The following is a 17,791-nucleotide window of genomic DNA, read 5'->3' as shown; positions in this document are numbered from 1 at the left end:
TATGCGTCTACAGACTTCAAAGTTAAAACGCGCCGTGGCACTCGTAGCTGTCTCCTGCACGCTCGGTACCTGCTGCATCGCTGGATCCATCGCGTGGGCGAATAGTGAACAGGGTAAAGATGGTGCAAATGTTGGAAACATCGATGATACTAAAAAAGACAATGGTACTTCTATAACCATTCACAAGTACCAAAGTCCTGCAACTGATACTAGATCTGATGGATCTAATCAGAGTAATCTTGTTAAGGATAAGAAGCCAGTTAAGGGTGTTGAGTTCAAAGTTTGCAAGGTCACTCTTAAGGAAGGCAAAGATACTGGTGCCAAGAAGATTGATTTGTCTACAGCTGAAGGCTGGAAGAAAATCAAAGACATCCAGGAGCTTGACCCTTCTTCTGCTACGAAGAATGCAGCTTCATTCCTCAAAGGTGATAATGCTAAATTCGTAACGGTCGGTACTGATTGCAAAAAACAAATAACTGGTGAAGATGGTTCCACAAAGTTTGATAAGCTTGCCGAATCGCTTTACTACGTTGAAGAATCTGACACAAAGGGTGCTCAAATTAAGGATGCTCAGGGAGTGTGGAAGCCTGTAACTGTTACCGGTAAGGTTGATCCATTCTTCATTACAACGCCTTTGCCTCACAAGACTGCAAATACATGGGAATGGTTGTACGACGTCAATGTGTATCCAAAGAACGACACCAGTGACGACGTTGCTCGTAAGACGCCAAAGACTCCAACCAAGCTTTATACTGATGATGGAGACGCTATTATCCCATGGGATATTTCTATGCCTTTGACTCCTCCTTCTGACAATAAAGCTTATAAGAAGATTGGATTCGTCGATTCTCTTCCTGAAGGTTTGACGTATGATAGCTTAGCTGAAGTTAAGCTTGTTAAGAAAGGGAAAGCGACTGGTTCTACAGCAAGTGATGTATCTCTTACCGAAAATACTGACTACAAGGTTGAGACTGGTACCGATAAGAAAAAAGTAACGTTTAGTCTTTCTGACTCTAGGCTGAAGACGCTCTCTGAAGATTTCAGTAGAAGTACTTATGTTCTGAAAGTTACTTTAAAGACGAAGGTCGCTAAGGATACCAAGAACGTTACCAACTCGATTAACGGCTGGATTGATGACAGCAAGATTGGTGATAACGGTGATCCGGAGCATCCATGTGTTCCAACTAAGGAAGATCCGAAGAAGTGCGATAAGAACCCTCACGGTACTTCGCATTTTGCTACTTTGAAGATCACCAAGGTTAATGATGCTGCTGATAAAGATAAGGGCAAGAAGCCATTAAAGGGTGCAGAGTTCACTGTTTACCCAGTTAAAGAAGGTACAAAGTTTACCGATGTTTCAGGTAAAAATGTAACTAAGGAAACTATCGATGGAAAGCTTGATAAAGGTACAAACGATGCCAACGCTATCAAGCTTAAAGCAACTGATGATAATGGTGTAACCACTGCAAACTTGTTCATTGGTACTAACGATGTTGCTTCCAAGATTTACTGCGTTGTTGAGACCAAGGCTCCTGCTGGCTTCAAACTGAATGAAACCCCAACTTGCTACGAGGTTAAAGTAGAAACCAAAGAACAGGCAGCAGCAGGTCTTAATAATGACAACGCTCACGAGATTGTCAACTCCCAGGCAACCGAACTCGACAAGATTCTTGCCAACTTGCCTATGACTGGTGCTCGCGGCTTGGTGATTTTGACAGTTTGCGGCATTGTTGGCATCGCTGGCACGCTCTTCTACGTTGTGATGAAGCGTCGCAAGGAGCAGGAGCAAGAGTAAAACTCGCTCGGCTGGTTGAGTTGCTTGGACGATTGTTCCAGTTGATTTGCTCTGCCGGTTGCACAGTTTGGTTTCGAAACAAGCTGTGCAACCGGTTTGAGCTGATTAGCTGCGCGGTCAGGTGTAGCGCAAACGTAAGAAATTCTCCGGCAAATGTTCCCAAACAACGCAAAAACGACAACAAACGCCGGAAATTCCTCAGCAAATGTTTCCGAAGCTTTGCATCAGTGCTTTGCAAACGTTGCGTCTGAAGCTTTGAACCAATGCTTCTGCGAAAAGTGGTTTTGTAGCTTTGCGCCAATGCTTTGCTAACGGTGACTATTTGTTGCTTAGTGAACTTTAGCATTAATGCTCTGCAGATGCTGATTCCTGTTGATCAGCGAACACTAGCATTAGCGCTGCTGCGTGCGTCACACCAGGCACTCCTACCACACCAAAGAACACTAGCGGTTTTACTAGTAGTGAGGGGTGAGTGTTGCTTGGTCGAGCAATATAAAAGCGGAACGATAGTAATAATCTCGTTGACGAATACTATTTCTGCAGAAAAAGTAAGTAAAAAACTAAACTTAACTACGCAACCGCTAAGTCCAAATAAGGTATAAGAGCGGAGTGCTGCGAGACAAGCAACCCCACCACTCGCAACCCTACAAAGAAATCCGCCAGCCAAACGCCAGCCAAAATTCATAGCCAAAACTCAAGAATGTCGAAAACAAAGTCGTGAGAAAAGAAAACCACTCAAACTCGCGCAACAAAGCCCAAAACTGGCACTTCTCTAAGTCTTGCATAGTCCCTGCTTTGCTGTTGCTTGCGTCGTTTGCGTCGCTTATTTATCCGCACGCCGCCATGTGGCTAAGCCAATACCACATGTCGGAAGTTGCTGCTGAGTACGCGAAGCTTATAACTCATGCTGTTCCTGCTCCGCATGAGCAGCTCCGCCGCGCTCGTGAGTATAACAGTCAGCTTTCGTCGGGTGCTATTTACGAAGCAAATACTAACATACCGACTTCTCGCGGAGTTACTTCCGATGCGAGTCAGGATTATTGGGATCAGTTGAAAGTGAACGACGACGGGTTGATGGCTCGTTTGCGAATCAAAAAAATTGATCTTGATTTGCCTGTGTATCACGGCACAGAAGATGCCACTCTTCTGAAAGGTCTTGGTCATTTGCGTGGAACTTCGCTTCCTGTTGGCGGCAAGGGCACGCGCTCTGTGATTACGGGGCATCGAGGTTTGGCAAGTGCGGAAATGTTCACAAGGCTGGACGAAGTTGGAAAAGGTGACACTTTTACAATTGAGGTTTTCGACGAGATTCTCACCTACAAGGTAGTTGACAAAATCGTTGTGAACCCTGATGAGACGAAGAAGATTGCAGCTGTTCCTGGCAAGGATTTGGTGACACTTATTACTTGCACGCCGCTCGGCATTAACACGCAGCGCATTTTGGTGACTGGTGAGCGAGTTGTGCCAACGCCTGCGGCGGATAAGGCGCTTCGTGGCAAGAAGCCGGATGTTCCGCGATTCCCGTGGTGGGTTTTGGGCTGCTTTGGTAGCTTGTGCGTTGTGGGCGGCTACGTTTGGTGGGCTGGTCTGCCGGTTAAGAAGAAAAAGAAGGAAGACGAAGAAGATAGTGCGAAAGATAGTGCGAAAGATAGTGCGAAAGATAGTGCGAAAGATAGCGAGTCAAGTAGTGCTGCAAGTAGTGCTGCAAGTAGTGCTGCAAGTAGCGAAGAAGATAGAGAGTTAAGTAGCGCGAAAGATAGCGCTGTACGCAGAGAAGATCTTGCGCGTGAGGAAGCTAAGGCGATTAAAAATCGTCCGAAAAAACGGCCGAAAGTCAAAAAGTCTAGTTTGCGCAAGAAACGCAAGCGGAGTGGTCACGGCGAAAAGACTTTCGACTGGCTTATAAGCATCCTTGGTTTATGAGCGATTGCTTATAGGCAATAACAAAACTTAATAGAAAAACTTAATAACAAACTTGTGGTGCCGTGGGGGCGACGCAAAGCAGTTTAAAACAATGCAAAACAGGTGGAAACAATGAAGAGTATTTGGACGATTATGCTAAACGTTCTTGTTCGTATAGGTCAATTGACTCAATGCGCAACTCGTGTAGCTAAACGTACGACTCAGAATATGTACCGTGTGGCTAAGAGCGCGGTTGAGCGTTTAGCTAGTCGTGTGTCTAATCGTTTGGATGATCGTATAGCTAATTGCGTGAATAAACGCTCATCTAAACGCGAGTCTGTTTTTGCATATCGTGCGTTCAGTAGCTCTTTTGCCACTGCTCTTAAAACTGTTCTTGTTTGCTCTCTTTCGGTAGCAATGTTGCTACCTATTTGCATTACTGCTGAAACCGCAGTTGCTTTGGATAGTGCTAATAATTCCGCAAATAATTCCACAAAGTCTGATCCAAAGTCTGATTCTAACTCTAATTCTAATAATCCAGACTCTAATCCAGACTTATCTGCATCATCTCAGTCTTCTGCGTTACAGAGTTTCGACAATTCACAAGGATCTGTAGATTCAGGGAATTACTCTCAATCTTTTAATCCTTCTGCAGGCTCTGGCGCAGGCGTGCCGTTTGCTTCTCCGTTTGCTTCTCCATTTGGTTCTCAATTTGATTCTCCATTTGGTTCTCCGTTCGGATCTCAACCAAAGTCACTTTTTGAGCGCGCTGCAGAAGAAGAAAGAGCAAAAGCGCAAAACCGCGACGCTAAGAATTACTCAGCTCGTGAATCTTACGAAGTGTATCGCCCTGGATGTAACAAGGATTACGCTTTAGGCGCATGCATTACTACTGACGGCGATGGTGCTGGTTTGCGCGCTACGAACGGTCACGATTTGGATGTTAATAGCCTTGGATACAACTTGGAATCTAGCGACCAATTTGCTAGTGCAGCAACGAGACCTCGCGGCCACTACGAAAACGGTTCTGTACCTGAAGATCCTTCTGGCACGGATCATTACGGCGCAACTTACTTTACTCCGTATCCTAAGGGCACTTTTATTATGGGCCGTTTACGCAACATGGCCTTTAACCATAAGGGTTCCGGCGTCGACAGAATTAACTTGCCTATAGATGATACTGCAGATTTCGTGTTTGTAAAGCGCACCCCTAAGCTTTCCGGTGGTGGCTTCGTGTGGGATATTATTTTTAACGCTGGCGGCCGTACTCAAGGCGCTGGTGCTGCTCTTGATTACTTTACGATTCCAAAAGGTCAGATTCTAGACAAGGGTAGCGAAGGCGGAAGGCAGTATATTCAGCGTGTTCTTTACAGTGGCAGGGAAGCTACTGCTTTGTATAAGAAGAATCAAGGCAATAATAATCCTCCTCGCGAAACCTGCTCATTCTCGTGGGATAATCCTAACGGTTTATGCAGCATTAAAACTGACGGTAACGATTTTGATTCTGGAGATGACTTAGTCGCAGCTTGGAATAAGATGCGCGGCACTGACGACAGTAAGAATGGCAATTATTCTAGGATCCTTCCGGATGCTGTAACAACTGAGGATTTGGGTAGTTCTGACGCTATTGGTTGGTGCCGTGATGGTCAAGGTTTGGACTGCATTAGATCCAGTAGCTATGGTGCTTTGGATGAAGGCGATCTTAAAGTTGTTCCTAAAGTTGAAGGAAGCTATAACAGAGGCTATAGTCCTGCTTATGTTGCTCTCGTGCAAAATCTTTATAGATCTATAAAAGATGACACGCAGCGCGTATTTAGTTTTGTGAACAATATTAAGTCTGGCGAGATTGCTTATACGTATAAGATTCACTTCACTACTACAACTTCTACGACTAAAAACAACTCATATTGCTCTTCTAATAACGTGGGTGATGGCACGGGTTGCGAAAACTTTTCATTCTTCTACGCTGCAGGATCTTACTATGGTAAGAGAAAGAGCCAAGGTTTTTATGGTGCTACTGACCCGTTTGGTGTTACTAAAGCCAGTAAATATTCCATGACTAATTTTGGTCGTGACGCTAACTTCTACATGTACACTGTAATGCATCAGCAGTGGTATGGTGCGCCGCGAATTATGGATATTCAGGCTCCTAGATACCACTTCCTTAAGGGTACTGGTTTGGGTCCGTACAACAGTGACAGTGGTAATTATCTTGAGCACAGGCATATTTCATTCTCTAGTGTGTTGCTTGGAATAGTAAATCAGCCTTTGGGAACTTCATATCTTATGAACGAGAACCAAGATATACGCTTATTGCCTGATTATTATTCCCCGAATAACGGCTATGCTCGAGGTAATCAGTGGTTCCGTAATCCTGGTATGAACGACCATAATACGAAGGATTCAGAGCCTGGTAGGCATAAGCTTGAGCTTAGATATAACGATAGAACGTATCATATGAGTGAAACTCAGGATTTGTGGTATAGGGTTATTACGCAAGCAGACGTGTTTAAGCCTTTGCAAACTGAGGAATATGACGAAAATAACAAGACTCCTAAGTATTATTCTTACGATCAGCCGCTTCCTAATCCTCTTATTATTGATAATCGTGATAATAATGCTGGGTTTGTGAATTTTGTTGGCAAGCGTTCTGATTTGTATAGGCAGGTAATGGCTTTCGATCCTAACTTGTTCCCGCCTGTTAATAAAGATGAGTATGGTTCAAGGCATAGGTATGGTTCCATAAAGCAGAAGAAGGGCTCTAAGACAAACGATTATCCGCTTGACGCTAACTATTTGACTAATAATCCGGATGGAGATTCTAATACTCCGCTTAAGAATCTTGCTGTTTATAAAGCTGAGTGGACGAATAAGTGGGGTGATGAGTCTCGCTCGAACACTCTTCAGGATGCTGATTTAAGCGTTGCTGCTAAAGTGCCTATTGTTAGCGTTGTAAATCCTTGCGGACACTCTAAGATTCTTGATGAGTACAAGGATAAAATTACCGGTCAATCTAGGTCTTCTATTTCATTTAGATCCATAGATAGTGACGATAATTCCGCTGCAAACAACGATCGTGCAGCTATGGGTGAGGATCGTGAAGACAGCATGCCTGAATGCTGGCCTAAAGCGCAAAATGCTACTAAGCGTAATGTTTGGTTTGTAAAAGATGCTCCTAAGACGGGCGATGACGGTAAGGAGTTGAAGCCTGGAGATCCTGTAAAGAAAGACTTGCAAGACAAAGTCTTGGCTAAAATCAAGCGTATTTACAGAACTTGGATGCGCAACAAGTATAGTGCTCAGCTGCAAGATGGCAAGAATCCTAAAGTTTTGCCAAATTACGTGTTTGTAAAGTACGTAAAGATTACGTTCTGGGATAACTCGACTACTGTTATACCTGTTGTATTCCCGTATGTTGATTACGAGAAGCCAACGTTGGATGTAAAAGTGAGCGTGAATAATGGAAATCCTGTTGATGCTCCAGCTGATGGTTTGAAGATTCCTGTCAATAGCAAAATTAAGTTCTGGGTTAAAGGTCATGACGATAAGAGGATTTTGCTTGGCGTAAAGCCGCAGGAAGCTACCGACTACTTTACTAACGATAAAAATAAGAGATTCTTTGATAGTAAAAAAGTTGTTGTGCGCAATGATTTCGATATGATTACCACTCCGCGTGACAAAAAGAACGATTGCGATACTCGCGGTTGCGGCGATTTTACTACAATAAGCTACGATCAATTCATTCATAAAAATGGTGAATCTGATAGTAAGACGGATCAAGTTGGCTGGGTTACTAACAGCAAAAATTCTAAAGATGATGGTTCTCCTACAGTATTAGTGGGCGATCAGAATAGAAATCACGGTGTGCATGATTTGATATTCCACGGTTGGGATGCTGCAGGTAATTCCGTAATAAAGAAAATTAAGCTGATTATTGTATCTCCTGGCTATGGTTTGCCAAACGTTTGGTGGGATAAGAAGCCGAATGGACATTATGTTGGGCGAGTGAATCCTTGGGATGAAGATAAGCGCGTGCGCTCGATTATGGTTAGGATTTGGGCGCGCGGTAAGGAAAAGCCTAGGAAGGATCATAACTACGATAAGCTGTGTCCAAATGATGGCAGTTGCTACGGCATTGTTATTCAGCGAGACGGTAATAAGAAGACTGATCTTTGGCATCAGGTTAATACTTTTAATCACAATAATGATGCTGCAAGCCCGGATGGGTCTAGAGCTGCTGAGGATAGAGCTGCTTTAGAGGACAGAGATGCAGTTGATGACAAGGCAGCTGACGGCAAGTCGGCTGACGGTAAGGCGGCTGACGGTAAGGCGAAAGTTGACAATAAAGCTAAAGCTGATAGCGAAAAAACTGATAATGCCAAACCAAGGGAGAACTCTACCCAAAATCAGCAGGATGAGCAAGCTAATAAGCCTCAAACTAGCAACAAGCCTGCTTCCTTGAAGATTTCAAAAGCAACCAAGAAGGATACTAAGAAGAATTCTAAGAATAAGACAGCTAAGAATAGTTCTAAGAAGAATTCTAAAAAGCGCAATGCTCCTGGAAAGCGCAGTAAAGTAAGATTTGCTGTGCTAAACGAAGGTGATTCTTCTAAGAATGCGAATACTCAGAAATCTGAAGTACAAAAACCTGAAGTAAGTGATGGTAACAAGCAGAGTGATTCTGCTAATACTGCAGAAAACGGTAGCGCAAGCAAAGATAATAAAGTCAGTAACGATAGCAAGGACTCTAAGAACGTCAAGGATTCTGAAGATGCTAAGTCAGAAGAATCTAAGGGTCAGGATCGAGATGCTGAAGGAGAAGATCGTTCTGCTAAAAAAACTGCGAAAAGTAACGATGATTGGCGTAAAGAATTTAGTAAGCGCATTCTTACAGCAAAGCTTGGAGATCATATCAAGGGTTGCACTGCTAACGGCGGCGACAGGTGCGAAATTACTTTTGATCCTGTAACTGGAAATATTACGATTCCGGAATACTTTGCAGAAATTGGTTCGAGAATTTACGTAGACACTTACTCTGTGCCGGAAAATAATCCAGATTGGCGTCAAGATAAACTTTGGAAGCTTATGGAGCCAGGCAATCTTCAGGATTACGAAGAATCTGACCCGCTTCCGCTCGATATTGCGTGGCCAAACGGCTTAGTGCAAGTGAACCCGTTTGAGCTTAATAATAACGAAATCGTGGCAATGCTTTCTTGGATGAGACACGATAAGCGTAACGAGCGAATTTTCGGTTACCGCAAGGAAGAAATTGGCGTTAAAGGGCAAAAGAAGTACGATACTTACGACCAGTACGACAGTGGCTTTAAGCCGAAAACTACTCAAGCAAAGTATGCTTATGGTGACGATAAGCCTCAATATTCATGCGAGTCGAAGACGGATTGGCAGTGGAAGCTGTGCTTAGATGGCGTTACTGGTATTGGCAAGCTAGATGAGAAACATAAACTTAGCGAAATGCTGTACGCTATAAAGACTCTTTCTTTCCAAAAGTTGGAAGCTGATGACGAGACTACGCTTAACCCGATTGAGCATAAGGTGACGCGCTTCGTTGATATGCGTAAGGACTATACGTGGGGATTAGTAGATAACAGCAAGAAGAGTGTTGACGGGCGAAACGATCCTGGATTTGACGGGCTGCAAAACGGCTTGCATGGAAATCAGAAGTTTGGCACGCAATACTTTGTGTACAAGTGGAACATAAACTCATACCGTAAGGGCGGCAATGGTAAGGCGTTAAACCTTCAGGATGTGCTAAAGCTTGTAAAAGGTACGCCGAATATCAATAAGCAAGAAGAAGAAAGTAAGCCGCAGCCTTCGCTAACTCCTATGAGTGCGGCGGATAATAAGCAATTTGATGCATGGAATGGTTCGTACCCTATGGCTGTTGCTGGTGGATTAGGTTACGCTGTGCGTGACAATACATGCGCTGCGTCTATTGCTGCTCATAACGGTGTTGCGCAAGAAGGTAAGTGTCAGTGGCGAAATAAGCTTAATTTAGTGAAGTACACGCCTAAAGAATTTATTATGGATTCTTCTTCATTCTCTTACAATGCTTCTGTAAATATGAAAAACGGAAGTGAAGTACATATTACAGATAAGCTTATTGAAAATAAGGGTAGTCAGCATGCTGGCGAAGATAAGTATGTTAGTGAATATGCTATTCACAAGGACTTCCTGATGCCTGGCGGTGAAGATTTGAACGGTCAAGCAGACGGCGAAAATATTGGCGACATTATAACTAAGAATATTGATGTTGACACTATGAACGACTATGACGCGTACGGTGAGGGTACTTCGAAGCCTGAGGGATACGCAAATAACAGGCCGTTTATGCATGCGCAACTTTATGTGAATAATGGTCAGGTTACGAACGATCTTCTGCTTCGTGAGCCTGGTAAGACGCCAGATAACACAACGAACGTGATAAACGTGTGGTTTATGCCGGTTGATAATGAGAAGCCGACGATTAGTGCGAAGAGTTATCAGGAGTGGGACGGTAAGCCGTGGGATATTCACGGAAGATGCATGCTTAACGGCGATGTGAATAACTGCAATACAGTTGATGATGATGTTATTACTCTTGATAAGAAAATTTATGCAGGTAATAAAGCTTGGTATGAGGCTGATAATGCAACGATTAATTTACCTGCAGCACTAAAACTAGACGATGATTTCAATGCTTACGAATCTGGCAAATGCACAAGAGAGTGGAAACATGGCGGTATATTTAATAAGCAATACGTCACTTTGTGCCCGAATAGTATAAACAGTAAAGTGCTGGTTAATAATCTGAATGTGTATATTCAAGCGAATAATATTCAGGATTCTAGTGGTAAAACTTCTAGTCCGATGGTGAAGTTTGTTAGTAACGGCGTTACAAATAAACATTTGCTTAGAAGGTTTGTTGAAAAATACAGAAGCACAGATTTAGAAAATCCAAGTGTAAATAAGCAAACTGTATTTACAATGTATGCTGAAACTACGGATAGTGCTGGAAAGCAAAGTGCAAAAACTGTTGTTGGATGCTTTAAGGCTACGTGGACAGACATGGTGAAACCATCTGTTGTTGCGTACGATGGTAAAAGCAATGAATTTGCAAAGTATGATGACTGGCTCAGCAAAGATGGTTCTTCACAAAACCGCGATTATAAAGTTGTCGTTAAATCAGGCTATGGAGCTAAAAGAATGGTAGTTTACTATCACCCTGCTTCAGAGCTTGAGAAACCTGTTACTAGTAATGGTCTTTTTGGCTCTGCTGCAAACTCAAATGAGACTAACTTGGAAACCAGCATTGGTAAAACAATTTCCGTATGCTGGAATGGATCGTGGAGTGTATGCGCTGGTACTTTCAAGCCGAATGAAGTAACGCTTAATCACGATAATGATGGTAATGCTGTTATAACATTCCCTAGTGGTTTCTTAGCTCCAGGAAGCGTGGTTCGAGCACGCAGTCGTCTTGAAGTTGGTCCATGGACGTATATGCCTGGTGTTAGAAGCCCTGAAGATCTTTCCGATGATTCGCTTAATAGAGACGGAAATAAGACTGCAAGAAGCGGTGGAAGTAATCGAAGCGGCGGAAATAGCAGAAACAGCGGAAATACGCGTGCTGCAAAAGGTCGCACTGCAAAAGGTAAAAACTCTTACAAAGACGACGCTAGTTCAGAAGATACTCTTGACGTGCTGCCAATGGCTTACGCAAAAGAAAAGCCTAGCGAAGTATGCCGTCCGGATTACTGGAGCGCAGACAACTGGTCTGGTTTGAAGAAGCCGTCCGACTGTGTGTACTTCGGTGTTACTATGAAGCGTCAAATAGTGCAAATACACCCAATGCTGCTAAGCGGTCACGAGGAGCGCGCAATACGAATGGATTTGCACAGTGAAAACAACTTTGCGGGCGAACCAAAGAAGGGAATTTGGCTTCAAAACGATAGCGAAATCGTTACGAATGAGGATCCAAGGCTTGAGCCTGGTAAAACTATGGTGACTTTTAGGAAGTATGACTATAGTGCTATGGACGATGAGCATAAGCCTTTGAATCCGCCTACCTATAGTGGCCGCCAAGTAGGGAATATACAAGACGTAGCTGTTATGACTCGAGGCTGGAGAAGTCGCGTGCTTGTGCCAAATCCGCGAGAAAATAAGATTACGCGATTTGTGCGATTGCGCGCGCCTGAAAACGTAGATAGTGAGCATGGTGGCGATAGTAAGGGTGCTGCAGACTACTTAGCTGATGCGCCTACCAGCTTCGAAGAAACTAAAGATAATAGTAAGGCTCTGCGCGTAGCTGGGCGTTCGTATGATCCAGGATTCGTTCTTTCGAAAGATAAGAAGTCTCTTCTGTATCTGTATAATGCTTCAACTAAGCGCAACTTTACGCTTAATGATTTGCAATATGTGTTGAAGCTTAAGCGTAACAGTACTCTGCACCCAGCAAACGAGTGTGGAAACTATGTTGATGGAAGTCAATGGGCGTTTGCTGATTGTCAGCCATCCTTGCTGCCAGAAGTAAGAGGTAGCGATAAAGTTGATGGTGAGAAAGGTCGAAACGGCTTCAGCTTTGATTGGAATACGCACTTCTATACGTATAATCCGTCTGAAGACCATAGGTCTGGTGCTAACGGTGCTGCTAACGGCGCTGATAACGACAATGGTGCTGCTGCTGAAGAAGAAACTTGGTATGTAAACGTCATAGATATGATTTCAAAGGGCGGTACCGGCGGTGGATATTCTATTCCTAATAGCTCTGGCGTAACGTCTGAAAGTAGTAATACTGGTCTTTCGCTTACCGACTTCGCTGGTGTTGGCGCATGGGGTAGGTCTGGCAATATTGGATCTGACTTAATTGGTCATAAGGTTCTTAAGAATCCAGATAATGGTTTGTCGGTTATTATGACATATGGCGATAGCTGGGTTGGTGATACTCATAAAACGCGAGGCAAAGAAGGCGGCTGGAATAACGATGCCAACTACGAATTCGTAATGCCTGTGTACCTGGTGCCTGTTGATAACGTTAAGCCAACTTTTGCTGCAACTGCAGGATCGCTTCTCAGTGGTCACGCGGATGCTAATAATCCTTACGTTGTAACGATGGAGGAGAAGGACTACGCTAAGCTCACGGTTAAGGGTAATCCTGTAGAATACAAGGACGGAAAAGTTTCGAAGTCTCAAAGCAAGGAGAGTGGAAAGACTCTGTTTGCGGATGTCCACGACGATTACGACAGTTTCGGTGATCTCAGCAACTTTAGCCTGGTTGCATGCAAAGTCAAGAAGGCTGGCGGCGCAACTGATTTTGACAGCTGCAAGTCAATAATGGGCAAAGATGGCTCCGTGGATACTGCGGCGTTCAAGAAGTTAAAGACTGACGGTGACGGAGTTGAGTACGCTTTGTATGGACACGCAAAAGATAAGTCCAGCAATGAAAGCGACGGCTTTGGTGATAATGGTAACAGAGGCCACTTAGTCGGATACTTCAGCTTTGGTTACTTGGTTCGTCCGGTTGCTCTGCCTTACAGCGGCGGTCAAGCTGCAATATGGTTCAGCTTCATATTTGGCGTGCTGTTGGCGTTGTTCTTGGCATCCGGTGCGTTCGGTAGGCGCGGATGGCTTGGGTCGGTTCTTAGTGGTCACGGATTCGGCGCACTCACTGACAGCAAGCATTGCGACGCTTCTGCAGAAGTGCTTCGAAGCGGCAAGCCGTTCTTCAAACTCAAGTCAAAGTTCAAGTTCAAGTGGCTTCGACGCTGACGCGTAAAATGCGTATGAGTTTGGACTTATAGCGTTTGCGTAAGTCCAAACTCACCCGCGAAACATATTTGCCTGCGACGCAATAGGTTATATACATCTTAATTGCGCGTTATTCAGTCGCGTGGATATTAGTGTGGTAGAGATTTGAGATTTTTCGCACTGAACGAGGTGAACGTCAGAGCCGCAGGCTGCTGATTCACCGAGTGAAGAAGAAAAATCGAAAAATCTCTGCGATAAGGCACGGTTATTAAACATTAAGCACGCAGAGTTTGGGGGATTTCTCTACGAGCACTAAAAGAGGACTGAGAAGCTACATTCTTTAAAGATAGGCGAACACACTAAACTCTTTTAGCAGCCAGAGCGCACGAAGGACGGGACGTGCGAGGAGAGAAATCCCCCGAAACTCGCGCCACGTTAAACAAAATGTAATATAAACTATACTTTCTCATGAAACTATATTCGCCTGCGACGCAATATAATAAAAGTTATGACGCTAGTATCAAGCAAACAGCATGACTTGCAGCATGCGCAATCGCCTATGCAGCAATCAGACCCAATCATTCCGCGCGTGCTAAGCATAGCTGGCACAGACCCAACAGGTGGAGCCGGAATACAGGCAGATCTCAAGTCAATTATGGCGGCAGGCGGTTATGGCATGTGCATACCAACTAATTTGGTTGCGCAAAACACGTGCGAAGTGCGCGAAGTATTCACGCCGCCAGTAAGCTTTTTCCGCACTCAACTTTCATGCGTGTACGACGACGTTACAGTTGACGCACTAAAAATCGGCATGCTTGGATGCACAGAATATATTGAAGCAATGCGAGACTGGATGTGCGATAACCCGGTTCCTGTAAGTGTTCTAGACCCGGTGATGATATCAACTTCCGGGAAGCGCTTGCTTGAGGCGAGTGCTGAAAATGCGATGCGAAACTTTATAAGTTGCGTTGATGTAGTGACGCCAAACGTGCCGGAATTGGCTGCTTTGAGCGAATCGCGAGTTGCGGAAAACTTTGAGGAAGCTTGCAACCAGGCGCGCAAGTTGGCTGCAAAAAATAGCGTTGTTGTAATCGTAAAAGGTGGGCACTTAACTGGCGAAGACGTTGGAAATACTGCGGTTTTCCCGGATGGTGACGCGCGGCACGTACCAAGCGAACGAGTTGAAACAAGCACAACTCACGGAACTGGCTGCTCGCTTTCTTCCGCACTTGCTACGAAAATTGGGCTTGCTTTGCGCGAGGAAAAGAATTTGAGCGATCACGATACTGTACTTTGCGCACTTGAATGGTCAACGGCGTGGCTTCGAGAAGCGATTGCTTCTGGAAGTGAATTACATGTTGGGCGCGGCGGCGAGCGCGGTCATGGACCTGTAAACCACTCCGTGCGAATCTTGCAGCAAACTGCGTGATATTGGCGCGCTGCGTTAGTAACGTATATTTGCGTTTTTTTGTTACTGGCGCAGATTGCATTTTGTGTGCGCTGACGACATGCTTGCGTGTTCGCTTTACTCAGTAATCACGCTTTTAAGCTCACGCGCAACTTTCCCAGCATCCTCAGCGCACATAAGCGCCGACACTGTGCAAACTCCGTCAAGTTCAAGACCTCGAATAGGGAACACTGTGTTCTCGTGAATTCCGCCAATTGCTAACGTTTTTACGCCCATAGAGTGCGCAACTTTCGCCACTTCGTTCACTCCGTCAACTCCCAGCGGCGGCACGTCGTGCGCTTTCGTATGTGTTTCAAAAGCTGCACCAATGCCAATCACATCCGGCAGCGGAACGTCATTTTCTTTGCACTCGCGGTAAGCTTTCTCCATCAAATCCGGTCGAGCGCAAGAAAGCCCAACCATCCACTCTGCCGGCATCGCTTTTCGAGCCTCAACAAACGGCGTATCCTTTTGCCCAACGTGCAAGTTGAAACCAAGCTGAGCTGCGCAATCAACATGATCGTCTATGAATACAGGCACATCGCCGTGCTCAGAATCAATAAGCGCATGACGCAACTTCTTCGCCTTTGCTGAAATTTCAGCGTCGTCGGAATACTTATCGCGCAATTGCACAACTGTAACTCCGCCTTCAACTGACTCTACTGCAACTTCTTCTTCCGGGCGACTTCCCATGCGCGGATCCGTTACCAAATACAGTGTCCAATCAACAGGCTCCACCGTAAACTCAATATTTGTCAAACTAAACATGTCGTTTACGCTAAGAGTTGAAAGCGCATCCATCCACAATGTGCGGAAAGTGCCGGGAGCTGTGGTTTGGCGAGCTGCCCAAGTTCCAGCCGCTGCTGCGTGCACGTGTGCTGCAACAGTTGCTGCGAGCGGACGTTCCGGGTTTGCGCCAACGTATGCTGCAACCAACGCTCCCAAAGCGCAACCGGTTCCAACTACTTTAGTCATAGTTTTATGTCCGCCGGTTACGCGAGCTAAGCAACCGTGAGCGTAAATCGCGTCTTTTTCGCCAGAAATTGCCACTACTGAGCCGTACTTTTTTGCTAATTCGCGCGCGGCTTGAAGAGCATCGTTCACGTTATCGTGAGAATCCACACCTTTGCCGTTGCTCTCTTTGCCTGCAAGCGCCATGATTTCGGAAGCGTTTGCGCGAATTACGGTAGGGTGGTGCTTAATAATTTCGTGTATAAAGCGCGCGCGTGGAGCAAGTGCTGGAACGCCGATTCCAACCGGGTCAAGCACCCACGGAGTATCGGCTTTTTCGCATCCTTCAACAGCTGCGCGCATGTATTCGGAAGTTTCTGGCTGATGGAATGTGCCAACGTTTATGAGCACGCCTGTGGCAATTTGCGCAAGTGCATGCGCTTCTTCTGGGTCGGTTACCATAATCGGCGACGCTCCTGCAGCGAGTAGTGCGTTGGCTGTAATGTCTTGCACGATTACGTTCGTGATGCAATGGGTGAGTGGCTGCTGTGTGCGCACGCGTTCGATACATTGACGCACGTCGTTAAGAAACATGCGGCGGCGTGCGCGTACAGAGAAGCATGTGTCGACTTGCGTTGTTGAGCTTGTGCAGTATTCGTTTGCTTCGTTGCAGTTAGTTGTTTTTTCAGTGTTGCATGTTGTCATAATGTTTCCCTTCGCTAGCACTATCTAGATCAGGTTTTACGGATGTAATCTCAGCGCCGCCCGCGATTTTGCGGCAAATGCGCACTCCGAACCATCCTTCGACTATATCTTTTGTTCGTGACTTACTTTCTTCTGCGTGAGTGTCTGATTTTGCTTGTTTTGGGACACTGATGCAGATGGGTTTCTGCGCTAGTGTCTGATTTTGTTTGTTTTGGGACGCTGGTGCAGTTTGTGTTCTGCGTTCGTGTCTCTGGTTGGTAGTTTCGTGGAGCATTTGCTGGAAAATTCCCGACGTTTCGCAGCGCTTGCAGGAATCTACAAAAATCGCGCCGCATTTTTGCAACTTCTTCTACATATTTTCGCTTGCAACTGTGTAAACATAAATATAAGTAAACAATAGTAGATTATAGAAGTTACGAAAGCGAGATAACATGGCAAACGATTCCATGCTAGAACAAAAGACTCCGCTCACAGCGCGCGAATACGCGACGCGCACAGCAATACGTGCGATTGCAATCATCGCATCTGTTTATGGTATGGCTGCTTCGTGGGAAGGCTTAATGACCTTCACTTATTTTACGAATCTTTCTAACCTGATGATTTGCGTAACTCTTGCTGGATCGCTTTTGCTTGATACAGCTGCGTTTATGCGTGCTCGTAATTCTGTAGATTCAGCAGCGCAGCAAGATTCCGCAGCATCTTGCGCATGGTTCGACTCAAAATCCAACGCTTGGTACATTTTCAAATTCATGATGACTATCTCAATTGCTGTCACATTCACTTTGTACCTGTGTTTCTTAGCACCTACCAATAAGCTTGGTTTCGTTGGCGCTTACATGAATAACGGATGCAGCAGCCTTTGCGTTCACGCAGTTGCGCCGCTTCTTGCAATCGCTGATTTTGTGCTTTTTGATTATCGTTTCCGCTCTACTCGCGCACATTTGTATGTTTCTACTGTTCCGCCTCTTGCTTATGTTGCTTATGCTGCTATGCTTAGCGAGTTTGCTGGTGTTCGTTGGGGTGTTCATGCAATGCGCGCGCCTTATAATTTCCTCAATTATGGCGCTCCTGCTGGCTGGTTCGGCTTCGCACCGCAAACTTTTAATGCCACTACTTTGGGCGTTGGAGTTGCGTATTTGTTAATTGTGTTTACTCTTATTTTTATTGGTGTCGGCAGTGTATTTCTTGCGCTTAAGGATGCTCGCGCTCGTGCAATATTAAAAGAATAGTATTGTTGCGCGCCACTATTG

General features: G+C 45.1%; 6 protein-coding genes and 1 riboswitch. Of the genes, 5 read left to right on the top strand and 1 reads right to left on the bottom strand.

Annotated elements, in window-relative coordinates:
• Position 1 precedes the first annotated feature (1 nt).
• The 4 genes from P0108_RS05285 (at position 2) to thiD (ending at position 14,867) form a co-directional block, all read left to right on the top strand.
• On the top strand, positions 2 to 1,795 hold the full coding sequence (locus tag P0108_RS05285) for a SpaH/EbpB family LPXTG-anchored major pilin (RefSeq protein WP_473730835.1): 1,794 nt from the start codon (positions 2 to 4) through the stop codon (positions 1,793 to 1,795).
• A gap of 717 nt (positions 1,796 to 2,512) precedes the next feature.
• Positions 2,513 to 3,718 (top strand): class C sortase, encoded by a 1,206-nt coding sequence (locus P0108_RS05280; RefSeq protein ID WP_473730834.1) that lies wholly within the window; start codon positions 2,513 to 2,515, stop codon positions 3,716 to 3,718.
• A 111-nt stretch (positions 3,719 to 3,829) separates the two neighbouring features.
• Positions 3,830 to 13,459, top strand: a complete 9,630-nt coding sequence (locus P0108_RS05275; RefSeq protein ID WP_473730833.1) for a hypothetical protein — start codon at positions 3,830 to 3,832, stop codon at positions 13,457 to 13,459.
• A 487-nt stretch (positions 13,460 to 13,946) separates the two neighbouring features.
• Positions 13,947 to 14,867: a bifunctional hydroxymethylpyrimidine kinase/phosphomethylpyrimidine kinase gene (gene thiD, locus P0108_RS05270; protein WP_421782791.1), complete on the top strand. Its 921-nt coding sequence runs from the start codon at positions 13,947 to 13,949 to the stop codon at positions 14,865 to 14,867.
• Positions 14,868 to 14,963: 96 nt separating this feature from the next.
• Here thiD and thiM read toward each other — a convergent pair whose 3' ends face one another.
• Positions 14,964 to 16,541 carry a hydroxyethylthiazole kinase gene (gene thiM, locus P0108_RS05265; protein WP_116431555.1) on the bottom strand — a complete coding sequence of 526 codons (1,578 nt, stop codon included), beginning with the start codon at positions 16,539 to 16,541 and terminating at the stop codon, positions 14,964 to 14,966.
• A riboswitch (TPP riboswitch) is annotated at positions 16,531 to 16,640 on the bottom strand. It overlaps the preceding gene by 11 nt.
• Positions 16,641 to 16,972: 332 nt before the next feature.
• On the opposite strand from thiM, the gene P0108_RS05260 reads away from it, so the two are divergent.
• Positions 16,973 to 17,770, top strand: a complete 798-nt coding sequence (locus P0108_RS05260; RefSeq protein WP_473730832.1) for a hypothetical protein — start codon at positions 16,973 to 16,975, stop codon at positions 17,768 to 17,770.
• Positions 17,771 to 17,791: the final 21 nt, after the last annotated feature.

The sequence above is a fragment of the Gardnerella sp. c10Ua_244 genome (assembly GCF_055818055.1).
Note: the sequence above shows the minus strand (reverse complement) of the source record. Positions and strands in the feature narration are given on the sequence as shown.